We start from the raw sequence: 15793 nt of genomic DNA, 5'->3' as shown, positions 1-15793 counted from the left end.
GGGGTGTCGGGTCAGGCCTTGGCGGTGTTGGCGCCGAGCGCGATCTTGAGCAGGTCGGCCACGGTGTTGGCGTTCAACTTTTCCATGATGTTGGCGCGGTGCGCCTCGACCGTCTTGATGCTGATGCCCAGGTCGTCGGCGATCTGCTTGTTCAGCCGGCCGGCCACGATGCGCTCGAGCACCTGGGCCTCGCGGGTGGTCAGGCGAGACAAGAGGGCGTCGCGGCTGGCCTGCTCCTGGTGCTGGCTGAAGGCCGACCGGGCCTGGTCGAGCATGCGCTCGACGAGGCCGAGCAGGTCGTCTTCCTTGAAGGGCTTCTCGATGAAGTCCATCGCGCCCTTCTTCATCGTGGTGACGGCCATCGGCACGTCGCCGTGGCCGGTGATGAAGACCACCGGCAGCGGGCTCTTGCGCTCGAGCAGGCGGTCCTGCAGTTCGAGCCCGCTCATGCCGTCCATGCGGATGTCGGCGATCAGGCAGGCGACCTCGCGAGGGTCGAAGCGCGAGAGGAAGGATTCGGCCGAGTCGAAGCACTTGACGCGGTAGTCCTTGCCCTCCAGCAGCCATTGCAGGGAGTCGCGCACGGCTTCGTCGTCGTCGACGACGTAGACCGTGCCTTTCTTGGGGATCAGGCTCATGGGGTGGTCTTCGCTGCGGGGGTGTTATCGGCGTCGAGCGCGGCCTCGTTGTGTACTGCTGCGGGCCGCGTGGTCTCCTCGTGCCGCGCGTGGGTTTCAACGGGCAGGGTGAAGGCGAAACGACACCCCGCCACGGTGTCGCCATTGTAGAGGTTCTGGCCCCTGATCCGGCCCCGGTGCGACTCGATGATCGAGCGGCACAGCGACAGGCCGATGCCCATGCCCTCGGCCTTGGTCGAGAAGAAGGCCTCGTACAGGCGCGCCAGCACTTCTTCGGGCAGCCCGGGGCCCATGTCGGTGACGCTGAACTCGATCACGCCCCCCTCATCCGGGGTGTGCCTCGGGATCACGCGCAGCTCGATGTGCCGGCGCGACGGCGGCAGCTTGGCGCTGTCGATGGCCTCGGCGGCGTTCTTCAGGAGATTGAGCAGCACCTGCTCGACCAGGATCGGGTCGCAGCGCAGCTGCGGCAGGTGCTGGGCGACGTACTGGTGGATGGCCACGTTGCGCCGGCGCAGCTCGATGCTGGCGAGTTCGACCGCGTCCTCGACGATGTCGTGCGCATGGGCCGGCTGGCGCTGCGGTTCGCTCTTCTTCACGAAGGCGCGGATGCGGTGGATGATCTGCCCGGCGCGCTCGGCCTGGCGGGCGGTCTTCTCCAGCGCCGTGATCAGCGCGTCGCGGTCGATCGTCTCGGCCTTGACGCGCGAGACCATGCCGCTGCAATAGTTGGTGATGGCGGTGAGCGGCTGGTTCAGCTCGTGCGCCACCGACGAGGCCATCTCGCCCATGGTGATCAGCCGGCTCGACACCTGCGCCTTCTCGGCCTGCTGGGCGGCCTGCTCCTCGGCGCGGCGGCGGGCGGTGACGTCGGTGGCGATCAGCATCTGCGCCAGCCGCCCGTCGGTCCACTGCAGGTAGCGCGAGCGCACATCGAACCACTTGTCCAGCGCATGGGCATAGATCTCACGGGGGTTGGCGCCCATGGCGGTGAGTTCCTGCGTGGGCAGGCCCGACAGGCCGTCGACCGACTCGTCGCGGTCGGTGGCCACCGGCAGGGCCGGGCCGGTGCCGCTGGCCAGCAGCGCGTGGCCGCGCGAATCGGCGCCGAACCACAGGCGGTACGAGCGGTTGGCGAACAGCAGTTCGCCATGCTGCACCGACAGCACCGACACCGCGGCGTCCAGGCCCTCCAGCACGGTGGTGAAGCGTTCGTGCGACGCCGAGAGCTGGTCGCGGATGCGCTTGGCCTCGGTGATGTTGGTCATCGACGTCATCCAGCCGGTCTGCTGGCTGCGCGAATCGACCAGCGGCGACACGTACATGCGGGCGTCGAACAGCGTGCCGTTCTTGCGCATCACCTTGACCTCGATGCCGCCGGCCGGGCTGCGGCCCTGCAGTTCCTGCTGCAGCAGCCGGGCGTTCTCGTCGATGCGGTCGTGCGGCCAGTAGGGGTAGGGCGGTAGGCGGCCGATGAGCTCGCCTTCGGTGAATCCGGTCATCGCGCAAAACGCCGGATTGACGTAGGTCACGCGGCCCTCGAGGTCGAGCGCGCGCATGCCGGTGAGCATGGAGTTCTCCATCGCCCGGCGGAAGTTGGTCTCCTGCACCAGCGCGCCCTGGATCTGCGAGCGCCGGCGCATGTGCCGCCAGGTGCCCAGCAGCATCCACACGGTCAGCGCCGACAACGCCACCACCATCCAGAACAGCGTGTTGCCGACCAGGCCGGCCGAGGTGCGGTAGCCGGTGCCGCGCAGCACCAGGCCGTTGGCCGCGGGGGTGAGAGGTACGTCGTGGACGATGGAAGCGCGCCGAGTCCGGGGCCCCGGCATCGGCGTGACCGAGCTGGCCAGCAACTGCTCGCGCTCGTCGATCACCGCCACCGGGTGGCGGCGCGTGACGTCCACCGGCACCAGGTGCCGCAGCAGCGCGTCGATGCCGATGTCGGCCACCAGGGCGCCGCCGAAGTGGCCGCGCTCGATCAATGGCACGTGCACCTGGAAGACCATGGCCCGCTCGGCGTTCTGGAAGGGCCGCGAGTACACCGGTTGGCGCAGGTCGCGCAGCGTGATGAAGGCCCAGTCCGATTCCGTGCGCACCCCCGAGGCGGCGGGCGGTGCGCTGGCGCTGCCTGCCACGGGGCTGCTCTCGTCGCGTGAGTCGTACAGCGCGTACTGGCCGCGCACGTTCTTCTGTGCGTCGAACCAGGTGAGCTTGAGCACCTCGGGGCGCTCGGCGGCGAAGCTGGCGGCCAGGCGCTGGAAGTCGGCGGTGTCCTGCTCGCGGGTCAGGTTCTCGCGCACCAGTCGCACCAGTTGTTCCTGGTTCTCGATCAGCCGCAGGCGGATCTGCTGCTGCGCGATCTCGACGTCGCGCTTGACGGCCTCGGCCTCGCGTTCAACCTCCTCGTTGCGCAGGTACCAGAAGGCCGAGATGATCGCCGCCAGGAAGAGCAGCACCGACACCAGCGGACCCAGCGTGGCGAAGCGGTCCTGCCGGGCCGGCGATTGGCGTCGCCACCAGCGGCCGAGCAATCGCCGGCCGGCCTCCGTGGCATGGGTGACCAGTCCGGGCTTGCGGGGGTTCATGGCTCGATTATCCGGGTCGCTGCGGCAGCCTCAGGAGGCGATACGTACATTCCACAATAAGAAATCAACTCGCGCTATTTGAAATTTGACCAAAGCTGTGCCAAACTTCGAGCCAGACGTTCCATCCACCACAACCGGAAATCAGGAGACAACCGATGTCCGCCGTGCCCCAATCCTTTCCTGGCGTCGCCGCCAACGATGCCGACGCGCAGGAAACCCGCGAATGGCTCGAGGCGCTAGACGCCGTCATTGCCAACGAAGGCCCTGAGCGCGCCCACTTCCTGCTGGAAAAGCTGCTCGACGAAGCGCGCCAGTCCGGCATCGACCAGCCCTTCTCGGCCAACACGGCCTACGTCAACACGATCCCCACGGACGAAGAAGAGCGTTGCCCCGGCAACATCGAGATCGAGGAGCGCCTGCGCGCCTACATGCGCTGGAACGCGATGGCCATGGTGGTCAAGGCCAACCGCCACAACCCCGAGGACGGCGGCGACCTGGGCGGCCACATCGGCTCGTTCGCCTCGCTGGCGCACATGTTCGGCGCCGGCTTCAACCACTTCTGGCACGCCGAGAGCAAGGACCACGGCGGCGACTGCCTCTACATCCAGGGCCACGTGGCCCCCGGCGTCTACGCGCGCGCCTACCTGGAGGGCCGCCTCACCGAGGAACAGCTGCTGCATTTCCGCCAGGAAGTGGCCGGCAAGGGCCTGTCGAGCTACCCGCACCCGAAGCTGATGCCCGAGTTCTGGCAGTTCCCCACGGTGTCGATGGGCCTGGGCCCCTTGATGGCGATCTACCAGGCCCGGTTCCTGAAGTACCTGCACGCGCGCGGCATCGCCGACACCAGCAACCGCAAGGTCTGGGTGTTCTGCGGCGACGGCGAGATGGACGAGGTGGAATCGCTGGGCGCCATCGGCCTGGCCGCCCGCGAGAACCTGGACAACCTGATCTTCGTCGTCAACTGCAACCTGCAGCGCCTGGACGGCCCGGTGCGCGGCAACGGCAAGATCGTGCAGGAGCTCGAGGGTGAGTTCCGCGGCTCGGGCTGGAACGTGATCAAGCTGCTGTGGGGCGCCAACTGGGACGCGCTGCTGGCGCGCGACAAGGATGGCGCCCTGCGCAAGATCATGATGGACACGCTGGACGGCGACTTCCAGGCCTTCAAGGCCAACGATGGCGCGTTCGTCCGCAAGCACTTCTTCGGCCGCGACCCGCGCACGCTGGAGATGGTGGCCAAGATGTCCGACGACGACATCTGGAACCTGCGCCGCGGTGGCCACGACCCGCAGAAGGTCTATGCGGCGTACCACAAGGCGGTCAACCACAAGGGCCAGCCCACGGTGCTGCTGATCAAGACCGTCAAGGGCTTCGGCATGGGCAAGGCCGGCGAGGGCAAGAACAACGTCCACCAGACCAAGAAGCTCACCGACGACGACATCAAGCTGTTCCGCGACCGCTTCAACATCCCCATTCCCGACAGCCAGCTCGCCGCATTGCCGTTCTACAAGCCGGCCGACGACACGCCGGAGATGCGCTACCTGCACGAGCGCCGCCAGGCGCTGGGCGGCTACCTGCCGCACCGCCGCACCAAGGCCGACGAGAGCTTCACCGTGCCGGCGCTGGAGAACTTCAAGAGCGTGATCGAGCCCACCGCCGAGGGGCGCGAGATCTCCACCACGCAAGCCTACGTGCGCTTCCTCACCCAGTTGCTGCGCGACCAGGCCCTGGGCCCGCGCGTGGTGCCCATCCTGGTGGACGAGGCCCGCACCTTCGGCATGGAAGGCCTGTTCCGGCAAGTGGGCATCTACAACCCGGCAGGCCAGCAGTACACCCCGGTCGACAAGGACCAGGTGATGTACTACCGCGAGGACAAGGCCGGCCAGATCCTGCAGGAAGGCATCAACGAGGCCGGCGGCATGGCCAGCTGGATCGCCGCGGCCACCAGCTACAGCACCAGCAACCGCATCATGGTGCCGTTCTATGTGTATTACTCGATGTTCGGCTTCCAGCGCATCGGCGACCTGGCCTGGGCGGCGGGCGACATGCAGGCGCGCGGCTTCCTGCTGGGCGGCACGTCGGGGCGCACCACGCTGAACGGCGAAGGCCTGCAGCACGAGGACGGCCACAGCCACATCCTGGCCGGCACCATCCCCAACTGCGTCAGCTACGACCCGAGCTTCGCGCACGAGGTCGGCGTGATCCTGCACCACGGCCTGAAGCGCATGGTCGAGAAGCAGGACAACGTCTACTACTACCTCACCCTGCTCAACGAGAACTACCCGATGCCCGGGCTGAAGGCGGGTACCGAAGAGCAGATCATCAAGGGCATGTACCTGCTGGAAGACGCCGACGCGGCCGGCCGGCCGCAGGTGAACCTGCTGGGCTCGGGCACCATCCTGCGCGAATCGATGGCGGCCAAGCAGCTGCTCGAGTCCGACTGGGGCGTGGCGGCCAAGGTGTGGAGCTGCCCCAGCTTCAACGAACTGGCGCGCGATGGCCAGGACGCCGAGCGCTGGAGCCTGCTGCACCCGACCGAGGCGCCGCGCGTGCCCTTCGTGGCGCAGCAACTGGGCGGCCATGCCGGCCCGGTGGTGGCCTCCACCGACTACATCAAGAGCTATTGCGAACAGATCCGCGCGTACATCCCCAAGGGCCGCACCTTCAAGGTGCTGGGCACCGACGGCTACGGCCGCAGCGACTTCCGCAGCAAGCTGCGCGAGCACTTCGAGGTCAACCGCCACTACGTCGTGGTGGCGGCCCTGAAGTCGCTGGCCGACGACGGCCTGGTGCCGGCGAGCCGGGCGGCCGAGGCCATCGCGAAGTACGGCCTCTCGGTCGACAAGATCAACCCGCTGTACGCCTGACGCGGCAAACGGAGACAAGAACATGGCATTGGTTGAAGTGAAGGTCCCAGACATCGGGGACTTCAAGGACGTGGCCGTCATCGAGCTGCTGGTCAAGCCGGGCGACGTGGTCAAGGCCGAGCAGAGCCTGCTCACCGTCGAGTCGGACAAGGCGTCGATGGAGATCCCGTCGTCGCACGCCGGCGTCGTCAAGGAGCTGAAGGTCGGCCTCGGCGACAAGGTCAACGAAGGCAGCGTGGTGCTGGTGCTCGAGGCCGAGGCCGGTGCCGCATCGCCGCAGCCGCCGGCCAAGGCCGAGCTGCCGACGCTGACCGAGGCGATCTCGCCGCCCACTGCCGCCCCGGCGGCGGTGGCGGCGGCGCCCGCGGCGTCCGGCCCGGTCGAGGTGCTGGTGCCCGACATCGGCGACTTTGCCGAGGTGGCCGTCATCGAGGTGATGGTCAAGGTCGGCGACACCATCAAGGTCGAGCAGAGCCTGATCACCGTCGAGAGCGACAAGGCCTCGATGGAGATCCCGTCCTCGCACGCCGGCGTGGTGAAGGAGCTTCGCGTCCAGCTCGGCGACAAGGTGTCCAAGGGCACGCTGGTGGCGATCGTCGAGGCCTCGGGCGGCGGCAGTGCGCCGGCGCCCGCACCGGCCGCGGCGCCAGCGGCCGCGGCGGCTGCAGCGCCTGCGCCCGCTGCGGCCAGCGCGCCCGTGACGGTCGCCTCGGCTGCCCCGGCCCTGCCGGCGCATGAGCCGACCGCGCCAAAGGGCGCGCTGCCGCATGCGTCGCCCACCATCCGACGCTTCGCCCGCGACCTCGGCGTGCCGCTGGCCGAAGTGGCCGGCTCAGGGCCCAAGGGCCGCATCACGCAGGACGACCTGCAGGGCTTCGTCAAGCGCGTGATGGCCGGTGCGGTGCAGACCGCCGCCCAGAAGGCCAAGGCGCCGGCGGCGGCGCCCGCGGCGGCCGGCGGTGCCTTCCCGGGCCTGTTGCCCTGGCCGCAGGTGGACTTCACCAAGTTCGGCCCCGTCGAGCGGAAAGACCTGTCGCGCATCCAGAAGATCAGCGGCGCCAACCTGCACCGCAACTGGGTGGTGATCCCGCACGTCACCAACCACGACGATGCCGACATCACCGACCTCGAGGCCTTCCGCGTGCAGCTGAACAAGGAGAACGAGAAATCCGGCGTCAAGGTCACGATGCTGGCCTTCATGATCAAGGCGGCCGTGGCGGCACTGAAGAAGTTCCCGCAGTTCAACGCCTCGCTCGACGGCGACCAGCTGGTGCTGAAGCAGTACTTCCACATCGGCTTTGCCGCCGACACGCCCAACGGGCTGGTCGTGCCGGTGATCAAGGACGCCGACAAGAAGGGCGTGTTCCAGATCAGCACCGAGATGGGCGAGCTGGCCAAGAAGGCCCGCGACGGCAAGCTGGGGCCGGCCGACATGAGCGGCGGCTGCTTCTCGATCAGCTCGCTGGGCGGCATCGGCGGGCGCTACTTCACGCCGATCATCAACGCGCCCGAGGTGGCCATCATGGGCGTGTGCAAGAGCACGACCGAGCCGCGCTGGGATGGCAAGCAGTTCGTGCCGAAGCTGATCCTGCCGCTCAGCCTGAGCTGGGACCACCGCGTCATCGACGGTGCGGCGGCCGCGCGCTTCAACGTGTACTTCGGCAGCCTGCTGACCGACTTCCGGCGCATCCTGCTGTGAGCCGGGCCACCGCAGCGGGCCAGGCACCCGCCCGCGGCTTGCGGGCCGGCGGGCGGGAGGCCGCGCGATGACCACCATCGCCGTCGCCCGCAAGGGCGGGCAGGTGGCCATTGCCGCCGACGCGCTGGTGACCTTCGGCGACACCCGCCTGGCGCATGGCTACGAGGCCAACGACAAGGTCTTCCGCATCGGCGATTCGTGGGTCGGCATGGCTGGCACCACGGCGCATTTCCCTGTGCTGCGCAAGGCGCTGGGCAGCCTGCCCGCCGACGAGCTGAAGCTGCATTCGCGCGACGAGGTGTTCGACACCTTCCTGAAGCTGCACCCCAGGCTGAAGGAGCACTTCTTCCTCAACACCAAGGAAGAAGACGCCGACCCGTACGAGAGCAGCCAGTTCACGGTGCTGATCGCCAACGCGAGCGGCATCTTCGGCGTGTACTCGTACCGCGAGGTCTTCGAGTTCGACCGCTTCTGGGCCATCGGCTCGGGCCGCGCCTTCGCGCTGGGTGCGATGTTCGCCACCTTCGACAAGTCGAAGACGGCGCGCGAGGTGGTCGAGTGCGGCGTGCGCGCGGGATGCGAATTCGACAAGAACTCAGCCGGGCCGATCAAGGCCCACACACTGAAGCTGCGCGACTGAGTCGACGCGGCACAACGAGACAAGACGAAAGGTAGACACACCATGGCCCTCATCGAAGTGAAGGTGCCCGACATCGGCGACTTCAAGGACGTTGCGGTGATCGAGATCCTGGTCAAGCCCGGCGACACCATCGCGGTGGACCAGAGCCTGGTCACCGTGGAATCGGACAAGGCCTCGATGGAGATCCCGTCGAGCACCGCCGGCGTCGTGAAGGAACTGAAGGTCGCCATCGGCGACAAGGTCAACGAGGGCAGCGTGGTGCTGCTGCTCGAGGCCACCGGTGCCGCCGCCGCGCCGGCCCAGGCCGCCCCGGCCGCCGCCGCGCCGTCTTCGGCGGCCGCGCCCGTGGCCACCGCCCCCGTGGCCGCCAGCTTCGCCGGTGGCGCCGACATCGAATGCGACATGCTCGTGCTGGGCGCCGGCCCCGGCGGCTACTCGGCCGCGTTCCGCGCCGCCGACCTGGGGCTGAAGACCGTCATCGTCGAGCGTTACGCGTCGCTGGGCGGCGTCTGCCTGAACGTCGGCTGCATCCCGTCGAAGGCGCTACTGCACGTGGCGGCGGTGATGGACGAGGTCAAGCACTTCGCCGACCTGGGCGTCGAGTTCGCGCCGCCCAAGGTCGAGCTGCCCAAGCTGCTGGCGCACAAGAACAAGGTGGTCACCAAGCTCACCGGCGGCCTGGCGGCGATGGCCAAGATGCGCAAGGTGACGGTGGTGCGCGGCTACGGCGTCTTCGCCGACCCGCACCACGTGACGGTGGAAGAGACCACCGGTGACGGGCAGGACAAGACCGGCAAGACCCAGACGATCCGCTTCAAGCAGTGCATCATCGCCGCCGGTTCGCAGGCGGTGCGCTTGCCCTTCCTGCCGGACGACCCGCGCATCGTCGACAGCACCGGGGCGCTGCAGCTGCGCCAGACGCCGAAGAAGATGCTGGTCATCGGCGGCGGCATCATCGGTCTGGAGATGGGCACGGTGTACTCCACGCTGGGCGCCCGCATCGACGTGGTCGAGATGCTCGACGGCCTGATGCAGGGCCCCGACCGCGACCTGGTCAAGGTGTGGCAGAAGATGAATGCCCACCGCTTCGACAAGATCATGCTGAAGACGAAGACGGTGGGCGCCGAGGCCACGGCCGACGGCATCCGCGTGATGTTCGAAGGGCTCGACGGCACCAAGAGCGACGGCGTCTACGACCTGGTGCTGCAGGCCGTCGGCCGCACGCCCAACGGCAAGAAGATCGCCGCCGACAAGGCCGGCGTGGCCGTCACCGACCGCGGCTTCATCCCGGTGGACGTGCAGATGCGCACCAACGTGCCGCACATCTTCGCCATTGGCGACGTCGTCGGCCAGCCGATGCTGGCGCACAAGGCGGTGCACGAGGCCCACGTGGCCGCCGAGGTGGCGGCCGGCGACACCAAGGCGCAGTTCGACGCCCGCGTCATCCCCGGGGTGGCCTACACCGACCCCGAGGTGGCCTGGGTCGGCCTCACCGAGGACGATGCCAAGGTGCGCGGCATCAAGGTCAAGAAGGGCCACTTCCCCTGGACCGCGTCGGGCCGGGCCATCGCCAACGGCCGCGACGAAGGCTTCACCAAGCTGCTGTTCGATGCCGAGACGCACCGCATCGTCGGAGGCGGCATCGTCGGCACCCACGCCGGCGACATGATCGGCGAGGTGGCCCTGGCCATCGAGATGGGCGCCGACGAGGTGGACATCGGCAAGACCATCCACCCGCACCCGACGCTGGGCGAGAGCATCGGCATGGCCGCCGAAGTGGCCCACGGCACCTGCACCGACCTGCCGCCGCAGAAGCGCTGACACACCGGTCGCAGGCCCGTGCCACCCGGGTGGCCGGGCTGCGATCGCTGCAGCGGTCGCGGCTGTGCCGCGCAAGCCCGTCTGCCGACCGCGCCGTGCGCCGCGGGGCCCCACTCGCGGGGCCATCATGCGGCCGCGGTGCAGTCCGGTATTTGTCCTCACGCCTGGGGGGTGTCGGTGTGTGAACATCCGAGTCGGGCGTGAATCGGGCCGCAATCCGCGGAGACGGAGCGCCGATCGGTGACAAGGCTGTAGCGTGATGGGGTTCGAAGTGCAGGCGTGGCACGGCTGGCGGGCGGCGGGTGGTCGCCGGGGCGTCGGCGTTGGCCGGGGCCAGGCCATCTTGGTCGACCCGAAGGGGCTGCGGGGATGTTGAGCCTGGTCACCCGTTCGGTTCGGCAGGCCGCCAGCGCCTTGCACGTCAGCATGGCCCGCACCTTCTGGGTCGGCATGGCCGTGTGCGTGCTGGCCGCCATCGGGTTGCAGCAATGGACGGTGCGCGAGGCGACCGTCCAACTCGCCGAGCGCCAGGCCCAGGACCACGGCCGCCGCATCGCGGCCGTGCTGGAGCGCGTCGGACCCCAGCCGCAGCGGCGCGACGCCGCCCTGCTGCAGTACTTCGACGAACACCGCCTGCAGCGGCTCGACGTGGTCGATGCCAGTGGCGCGCTGCTGTTCAGCCGCGTTGCGCCGGCCGCTGCCGCGAACGCCAGCGCCGCCATCGAGCGGCTGCTGGTGCCCGCCCCCCAGGCTGTGGAAGTGGCGCTGCGCCAGCCCATCGGCGCGGCCGCCGGCCTGCGCATCGAGGCGGCCGGGGCCGAGTCCACCGATTGGGCCGGCAGGCTGTCGCTGAAGTTCCTGCTGGGGATGGCCTTGACGCTGCTCGTCGTGGGGCTGGTCGGCCGCTGGCGGCTCGGCCTGCTGGGCCAGCAGATGCTGGCCTGGGGCGACAGGGCCGCCGCTAGCGACTCGGTCCAGGGGGGCCGTCGGTCGGCGTCGATGTCGGTGTCGGCGATGGAAAGCCAGTGGTCGGCCACGGCGAGCCGGTCGCCGTCACAGCAGCCGGGGCCACTGGTGGCCGACGGTCCGGCAACGATCGCGTCGGTGGCGCCGCCGGCCCAGGAGCCTCCACCCAAGCTGCCGAAGGAAAAGCACCTGAAGCAGATCGCCCTGATGAAGACGGCCCTGAGCCAGCAGGCCCGGGTGATCGAGGAAGCCCGGTTGGCGGCCCATGTCGACACCCTGACCGGCTTGGCCAAGCGGGCCAGCTTCATTGCGCGCCTCGAGCAGGCCCTCGAAGGCGAGGACGCCCTGCCGGCCGCCGGACTGCTGCTGGTGCGGGTGCGCGACCTGATCGGCGTGAACCGGCGCGTCGGGCACAGCGCGGCCAACCAGGTGCTGCAGCGCGTGGCGCAGGCCCTGCGCGCCCTCCACGAGGCCACGCCGCACAGCGCGGCCGGCCGGCTCAACGGGTCGGACTTCGCGCTGCTGATGCCGTCCGACGGCGTGGCGCGCAAGACGGCGGATGCCCTGCTGGTGACGCTGCGGCAGGCCCTGGTCAGCCTCGACCCGGTCGGCGGACTGGCCATCGGTGCAGTGAACCTGCGCGGCCGGGTCACTGTCAAGCAGGCCCTGGCGCTGGCCGACGAGGCGCTGGCGAGTGCCGAGTCGGACTCGCTGTACGCCGTGGCCAGTGGCAGCAATTCGGCCGATCAGCCGGCCTTCGGCGATGCGGTCTGGCAGCAGCGCCTGGCCGATGCTCTGGCGCACCGCCGCACGGTGCTCGGTGCCTACCCCGTGTGCGGCCGCGATGACCGCGTGCTGCACCTCGACTGTCCGATGCGGGTGCAGTTCGACGAGGGCGGCCCCTATGAATCGGCCTGGCGCTGGTTGGCGCCTGCGGCGCGAGGCCACATGGGACCAGAGATCGACCGGCGCGTCGTCGAGATGGCGCTCGAGGCGATCCGCCACGACGGCCAGGCGCGATGCGTGAACATGTCGGCCCAATCGCTGGCGTCCAGCGAGTTCATGGTGCGATTGACGCAAGACCTGGAGGCCGCGCCTGACGCCGCGCGACGCCTGTGGATCGACCTGCCCGAATCACTGGCCCTGGACCGTCCTGCCCTGGTGCGGGAGGCGGCGCGCCGCTGGAACCCGCTGGGCGTGCGCCTGGCGCTGGAGCATGCGGGTGAGAACCTGGCCCGCATCGATCACCTGAACCAGCTCGGCGTGGACTGCGTGCGCATCGACGGCCGCTTCCTGCGCGGCATCACCGGCCCGGAATCCGGCACGGTGCGCCGCCACCTGCAGGGCATGGTGCGCCTGGCGCACGATGCCGGGCTGACCATCTCCGCCGAAGGGGTGTCGGCGGCCGGTGACCTGACGATGGTGTGGGCGCTGGGCTTCGACGCGGCCACCGGCCCCGCCGTGCTCAAGCGCCATCAGTCGATGTCGCCGCAGTGAAGCGGGTAGCCGCCCGCCCGGCGGCAGTCGAAGAAGTGCTTCAGCGTCACCCGCACGGTGCGGAAGGCGATCTCGTCCCAGGGGATCTCGTGCTCGAGGAACAGCCGGGCCTCGATGGTTTCGGGCCCCGGGTCGAGCGAGGTGTCGAGCATGCGGGCGCGGTAGAACAGGTGCACCTGGCCCACGCGCACCACGTTGAGCATCGTGAACAGGCCCTGCAACTCGATGCGGGCACCGGCTTCCTCGACCGTCTCGCGCAGCGCGCCGTCGGCGACCGTCTCGCCCAGTTCCATGAAGCCCGCGGGCAGCGTCCACAGGCCGTAGCGCGGTTCGATGTTGCGGCGGCACAGGAGCACCTGCTCGCCCCACACCGGCACCGTGCCGACGACGTTGAGCGGGTTCTCGTAGTGCACCTCGCCGCAGCCCGGGCAGACCGCGCGCTCGCGGTTGTCGTCGATGGGGACGCGGTACTCCACCGCGGTGCCGCAACGGCGGCAGTGCTTGATTCGGTGCGTCTCCAGCATGGGCGCAAAGTGTAGCGGTGCGCATGGCATCATCAGCGGCTGCCCCGTTCCTTCCGCCGGAGACCGCCCCGATGAGCCTCGTGATCCCTGCCGCCCCGCCCGCCTGCGTGCCTGTCCAGGGCGGTGGCCTGTTCCCCGTGCGCCGCATCTACTGCGTCGGCCGCAACTACGCCGAGCATGCGCAGGAGATGGGGTTCACCGGCCGCGAGCCGCCGTTCTTCTTCATGAAGCCGGCCGATGCCGTGCTGCCCGTGGCCGACGGCAGCGTCGGCACCATGCACTACCCGCCGCAGACGGCCAACCTGCACCACGAGATCGAGCTGGTGGTGGCCATCGGCACGGGCGGCCGCGACATCGCCGTGGCCGATGCCGCGCGGCACATCTGGGGCTATGCCGTGGGGCTGGACATGACCCGCCGCGACCTGCAGAACGACATGAAGAAGCAGGGTCGCCCCTGGTGCATCGGCAAGGCCTTCGACGAGTCGGCCCCGATCGCGCCGCTTCGGCCGATCGCATCCACCGGCGAGCTGCTGCGCGGCGCCATCACGCTGTCGGTCAACGGCCAGCTGCGGCAGAAGGGCGACCTGTCCGAACTGATCTGGAACGTGGCCGAGACCATCGCCACGCTGTCGGCCGCCTGGACCCTGCAGCCTGGCGACCTGATCTTCACCGGCACGCCGGCCGGTGTCGGCGCGGTGGTGCGCGGCGACGTGATGGAGGGCTCGATCGAGGGCCTGGGCACCCTGCGTGTGAAGGTCGAGTGAGGCCGCCATGAAGCTCTACAACTACTTTCGCTCGTCGGCCTCGTACCGCGTGCGTATCGCGCTGGCGCTGAAGGGCCTGGCCTACGACTACATGCCGGTGCACCTGCAGAAGAACGAGCAGCTCGGCGAGGGCTACGGCGCCGTCTCGCCGTCGCGCCTGGTGCCGCTGCTGCAGGATGGCGACGCGGTCGTCACGCAGTCTCTGGCCATCATCGAGTACCTCGACGAGACCCACCCCGAGCCGCCGCTGCTGCCCAAGGATCCGCTGGGTCGTGCCCGCGTGCGCGCGCTCGCGCTGGACATCGCCTGCGAGATCCACCCGCTCAACAACCTGCGCGTGCTGCGCTACCTGGTGGGGCCGCTCGAGGTGGCCGACGCCGACAAGGACCGCTGGTACCGCCACTGGGTCGAAACCGGCCTCGAGGTCGTCGAGCGCCAGCTGGCTGCGTCGCCTGCGCGCTATTGCCACGGCGACACGCCCACGCTGGCCGATTGCACGCTGGTGCCGCAGATCTTCAATGCGAAGCGTTTCGATTGCCGGCTCGACCATGTGCCCCAGGTGATGCGGGTGTTCGACGCCTGCATGGCGCTCGAGGCCTTCGACAAGACCCAGCCGTCGGCCTGCCCGGATGCGGCCTGAGGGCGGCGCGGGCAAGGTGCCCGGGCTGATCCGGCCCGAGCTGATCCGGCCCGACTGGCCGGCGCCGGCCGGCATCGTCGCGGCCATGTCCACCCGCCGGGGCGGGGTCAGTGCCGCACCCTTCGACAGCCTGAACCTGCGGCCGCCCGGCCTGCGTGGTGACGCCGTCGACCAGCCCGAGGCGGTGTTCGAGAACCAGCGCCGTTTCGCCGCCGCTCTGGGCGCGGCGCCGGTGTGGCTGGACCAGGTGCACGGCGCCGAGGTCGTGCGGCTCGGCCCGCAGCACCTGGCGGCCACCCGGGCGGGCGCCGACCTGCCGCGGGCCGATGCCAGCGTGACCACCGAGCCCGGCATCGCCTGCGCCGTGCTCGTGGCCGATTGCCTGCCGGTGCTGATGTGCAGTGTGGACGGCCGCGCGGTCGGCGCGGCGCATGCCGGCTGGCGCGGACTGGCTGCGGGGGTGCTGGAGCACACGCTGGCCGCGCTGTGCGACGCGGCCGGGTGCGCGCCCGCCGAGGTGCTGACGTGGCTGGGCCCCTGCATCGGGCCGCGGCAATTCGAGGTGGGTGCCGATGTGCTGCGGGCCTTCGGGGCCGACCCGGGCGCGCAGCCGTCGGCGCGCTTCGTGCCGCGCCGTGGCGCCGATGGCTCGCCGCGCTGGCTGGCCGACCTGCCCGGGCTCGCGCGCGATCGCCTGGCGCGCGCGGGCGTGCGTCAGGTCAGCGGTGGCACCTGTTGCACCGTCGAAGACCGATCAGGGTTCTTCTCGTTCCGCCGCGACGGCCGCACCGGACGCATGGCTGCGGCCATCGCCCTGCGACGCTGAGGCAGTTTCGGCGCGCTCGCGTGCCAGCCGGCTGCGTCGGCGCAGCGGCGTGCCCATCACGTACAGCACGATCGACAGCGGCAGCACGCCGTACAGCAGGAACGTGAAGGCGGCGCCCAGGACGCTGCCTTGCGTCGACGTGGCCTCGGCCAGCGACATCAGCAACACGACGAAGATCCAGGCCACGGCGACGATGTGCATTTCGAATTATGGTGCGTAATATCGCGTATTGAAAAATTGAGTCATGCTGGGGTAAGCTGTGCAGCGTACAACGTGAAGCACTGCACAGCGCACCCGCAGGCCATTCCGGCGACCGACCGGTGCCT

The 15793-nt window shown here is 69.6% G+C and carries 12 protein-coding genes; 8 read left to right on the top strand and 4 right to left on the bottom strand.

The features are described 5' to 3' along the window. Positions 1 to 11: 11 nt before the first annotated feature. Both EOINJALH_RS05020 and EOINJALH_RS05015 read right to left on the bottom strand, forming a co-directional pair. The gene (locus tag EOINJALH_RS05020) at positions 12 to 638 is read right to left on the bottom strand and encodes a response regulator transcription factor (protein WP_088279223.1); all 627 of its coding nucleotides are present in this window, start codon (positions 636 to 638) and stop codon (positions 12 to 14) included. Beyond that, complete coding sequence (locus EOINJALH_RS05015; RefSeq protein ID WP_088279222.1) at positions 635 to 3226, bottom strand: PAS domain S-box protein; 2592 nt, start codon at positions 3224 to 3226, stop codon at positions 635 to 637. Before EOINJALH_RS05015 ends, EOINJALH_RS05020 begins: the two co-directional genes overlap by 4 nt. A 155-nt stretch (positions 3227 to 3381) precedes the next feature. Between EOINJALH_RS05015 and aceE the strand changes: the two genes are divergently transcribed. The 5 genes from aceE to EOINJALH_RS04990 all read left to right on the top strand — a co-directional run bounded on the left by aceE (position 3382) and on the right by EOINJALH_RS04990 (position 12713). Continuing rightward, a complete protein-coding gene (gene aceE, locus EOINJALH_RS05010) occupies positions 3382 to 6090 on the top strand; it encodes a pyruvate dehydrogenase (acetyl-transferring), homodimeric type (RefSeq protein ID WP_088279221.1) in 2709 nt (902 codons plus the stop codon). Between the two features lie 22 nt (positions 6091 to 6112). After that, a complete protein-coding gene (aceF, locus tag EOINJALH_RS05005) occupies positions 6113 to 7789 on the top strand; it encodes a dihydrolipoyllysine-residue acetyltransferase (protein WP_088279220.1) in 1677 nt (558 codons plus the stop codon). Positions 7790 to 7856: 67 nt separating this feature from the next. After that, positions 7857 to 8429 (top strand): MFS transporter, encoded by a 573-nt coding sequence (locus tag EOINJALH_RS05000; RefSeq protein WP_088279219.1) that lies wholly within the window; start codon positions 7857 to 7859, stop codon positions 8427 to 8429. Positions 8430 to 8471: 42 nt separating this feature from the next. Then, positions 8472 to 10250, top strand: coding sequence for a dihydrolipoyl dehydrogenase (gene lpdA / locus EOINJALH_RS04995; protein WP_088279218.1), 1779 nt, complete (start codon positions 8472 to 8474; stop codon positions 10248 to 10250). A gap of 369 nt (positions 10251 to 10619) precedes the next feature. Then, the gene (locus EOINJALH_RS04990) at positions 10620 to 12713 is read left to right on the top strand and encodes an EAL domain-containing protein (RefSeq protein WP_088279217.1); all 2094 of its coding nucleotides are present in this window, start codon (positions 10620 to 10622) and stop codon (positions 12711 to 12713) included. On the opposite strand, the gene EOINJALH_RS04985 is transcribed toward EOINJALH_RS04990, so the two are convergent. After that, positions 12692 to 13237, bottom strand: a complete 546-nt coding sequence (locus tag EOINJALH_RS04985) for an NUDIX hydrolase (RefSeq protein WP_088279216.1) — start codon at positions 13235 to 13237, stop codon at positions 12692 to 12694. The two genes, EOINJALH_RS04990 and EOINJALH_RS04985, sit on opposite strands and share 22 nt — an antisense overlap. A 71-nt stretch (positions 13238 to 13308) precedes the next feature. Here EOINJALH_RS04985 and EOINJALH_RS04980 point away from each other — a divergent pair, with 71 nt between their 5' ends. Genes EOINJALH_RS04980 through pgeF form a run of 3 tightly spaced genes read left to right on the top strand, consistent with a single transcriptional unit; the run spans position 13309 to position 15467 of the window. Then, positions 13309 to 14001 (top strand): fumarylacetoacetate hydrolase family protein, encoded by a 693-nt coding sequence (locus tag EOINJALH_RS04980; protein ID WP_088279215.1) that lies wholly within the window; start codon positions 13309 to 13311, stop codon positions 13999 to 14001. A gap of 7 nt (positions 14002 to 14008) precedes the next feature. Beyond that, positions 14009 to 14641, top strand: a complete 633-nt coding sequence (gene maiA / locus EOINJALH_RS04975; protein ID WP_088279214.1) for a maleylacetoacetate isomerase — start codon at positions 14009 to 14011, stop codon at positions 14639 to 14641. Next, complete coding sequence (gene pgeF, locus EOINJALH_RS04970; RefSeq protein WP_234413659.1) at positions 14631 to 15467, top strand: peptidoglycan editing factor PgeF; 837 nt, start codon at positions 14631 to 14633, stop codon at positions 15465 to 15467. Before maiA ends, pgeF begins: the two co-directional genes overlap by 11 nt. Here pgeF and EOINJALH_RS04965 read toward each other — a convergent pair. Next, complete coding sequence (locus EOINJALH_RS04965; RefSeq protein WP_088279213.1) at positions 15396 to 15668, bottom strand: hypothetical protein; 273 nt, start codon at positions 15666 to 15668, stop codon at positions 15396 to 15398. The two genes, pgeF and EOINJALH_RS04965, sit on opposite strands and share 72 nt — an antisense overlap. Between the last annotated feature and the right edge of the window lie 125 nt (positions 15669 to 15793).

Origin of the sequence: Ideonella sp. A 288 (assembly GCF_002198735.1) — a bacterium.
In the GTDB taxonomy this organism is placed as follows: Bacteria; Pseudomonadota; Gammaproteobacteria; order Burkholderiales; family Burkholderiaceae_C; genus Pseudaquabacterium.
This window is presented reverse-complemented; position numbering and strand designations above follow the sequence as displayed.

Coding starts and splice junctions, on each gene's coding strand:
- pgeF (WP_234413659.1), top strand. CDS start 14,631: ATGCGGCCTGAGGGCGGCGCGGGCAAGGTGCCCGGGCTGATCCGGCCC.
- EOINJALH_RS05020 (WP_088279223.1), bottom strand. CDS start 638: ATGAGCCTGATCCCCAAGAAAGGCACGGTCTACGTCGTCGACGACGAC.
- lpdA (WP_088279218.1), top strand. CDS start 8,472: ATGGCCCTCATCGAAGTGAAGGTGCCCGACATCGGCGACTTCAAGGAC.
- maiA (WP_088279214.1), top strand. CDS start 14,009: ATGAAGCTCTACAACTACTTTCGCTCGTCGGCCTCGTACCGCGTGCGT.
- aceE (WP_088279221.1), top strand. CDS start 3,382: ATGTCCGCCGTGCCCCAATCCTTTCCTGGCGTCGCCGCCAACGATGCC.
- EOINJALH_RS05015 (WP_088279222.1), bottom strand. CDS start 3,226: ATGAACCCCCGCAAGCCCGGACTGGTCACCCATGCCACGGAGGCCGGC.
- EOINJALH_RS04965 (WP_088279213.1), bottom strand. CDS start 15,668: ATGCACATCGTCGCCGTGGCCTGGATCTTCGTCGTGTTGCTGATGTCG.
- EOINJALH_RS05000 (WP_088279219.1), top strand. CDS start 7,857: ATGACCACCATCGCCGTCGCCCGCAAGGGCGGGCAGGTGGCCATTGCC.
- aceF (WP_088279220.1), top strand. CDS start 6,113: ATGGCATTGGTTGAAGTGAAGGTCCCAGACATCGGGGACTTCAAGGAC.
- EOINJALH_RS04990 (WP_088279217.1), top strand. CDS start 10,620: ATGTTGAGCCTGGTCACCCGTTCGGTTCGGCAGGCCGCCAGCGCCTTG.
- EOINJALH_RS04980 (WP_088279215.1), top strand. CDS start 13,309: ATGAGCCTCGTGATCCCTGCCGCCCCGCCCGCCTGCGTGCCTGTCCAG.
- EOINJALH_RS04985 (WP_088279216.1), bottom strand. CDS start 13,237: ATGCTGGAGACGCACCGAATCAAGCACTGCCGCCGTTGCGGCACCGCG.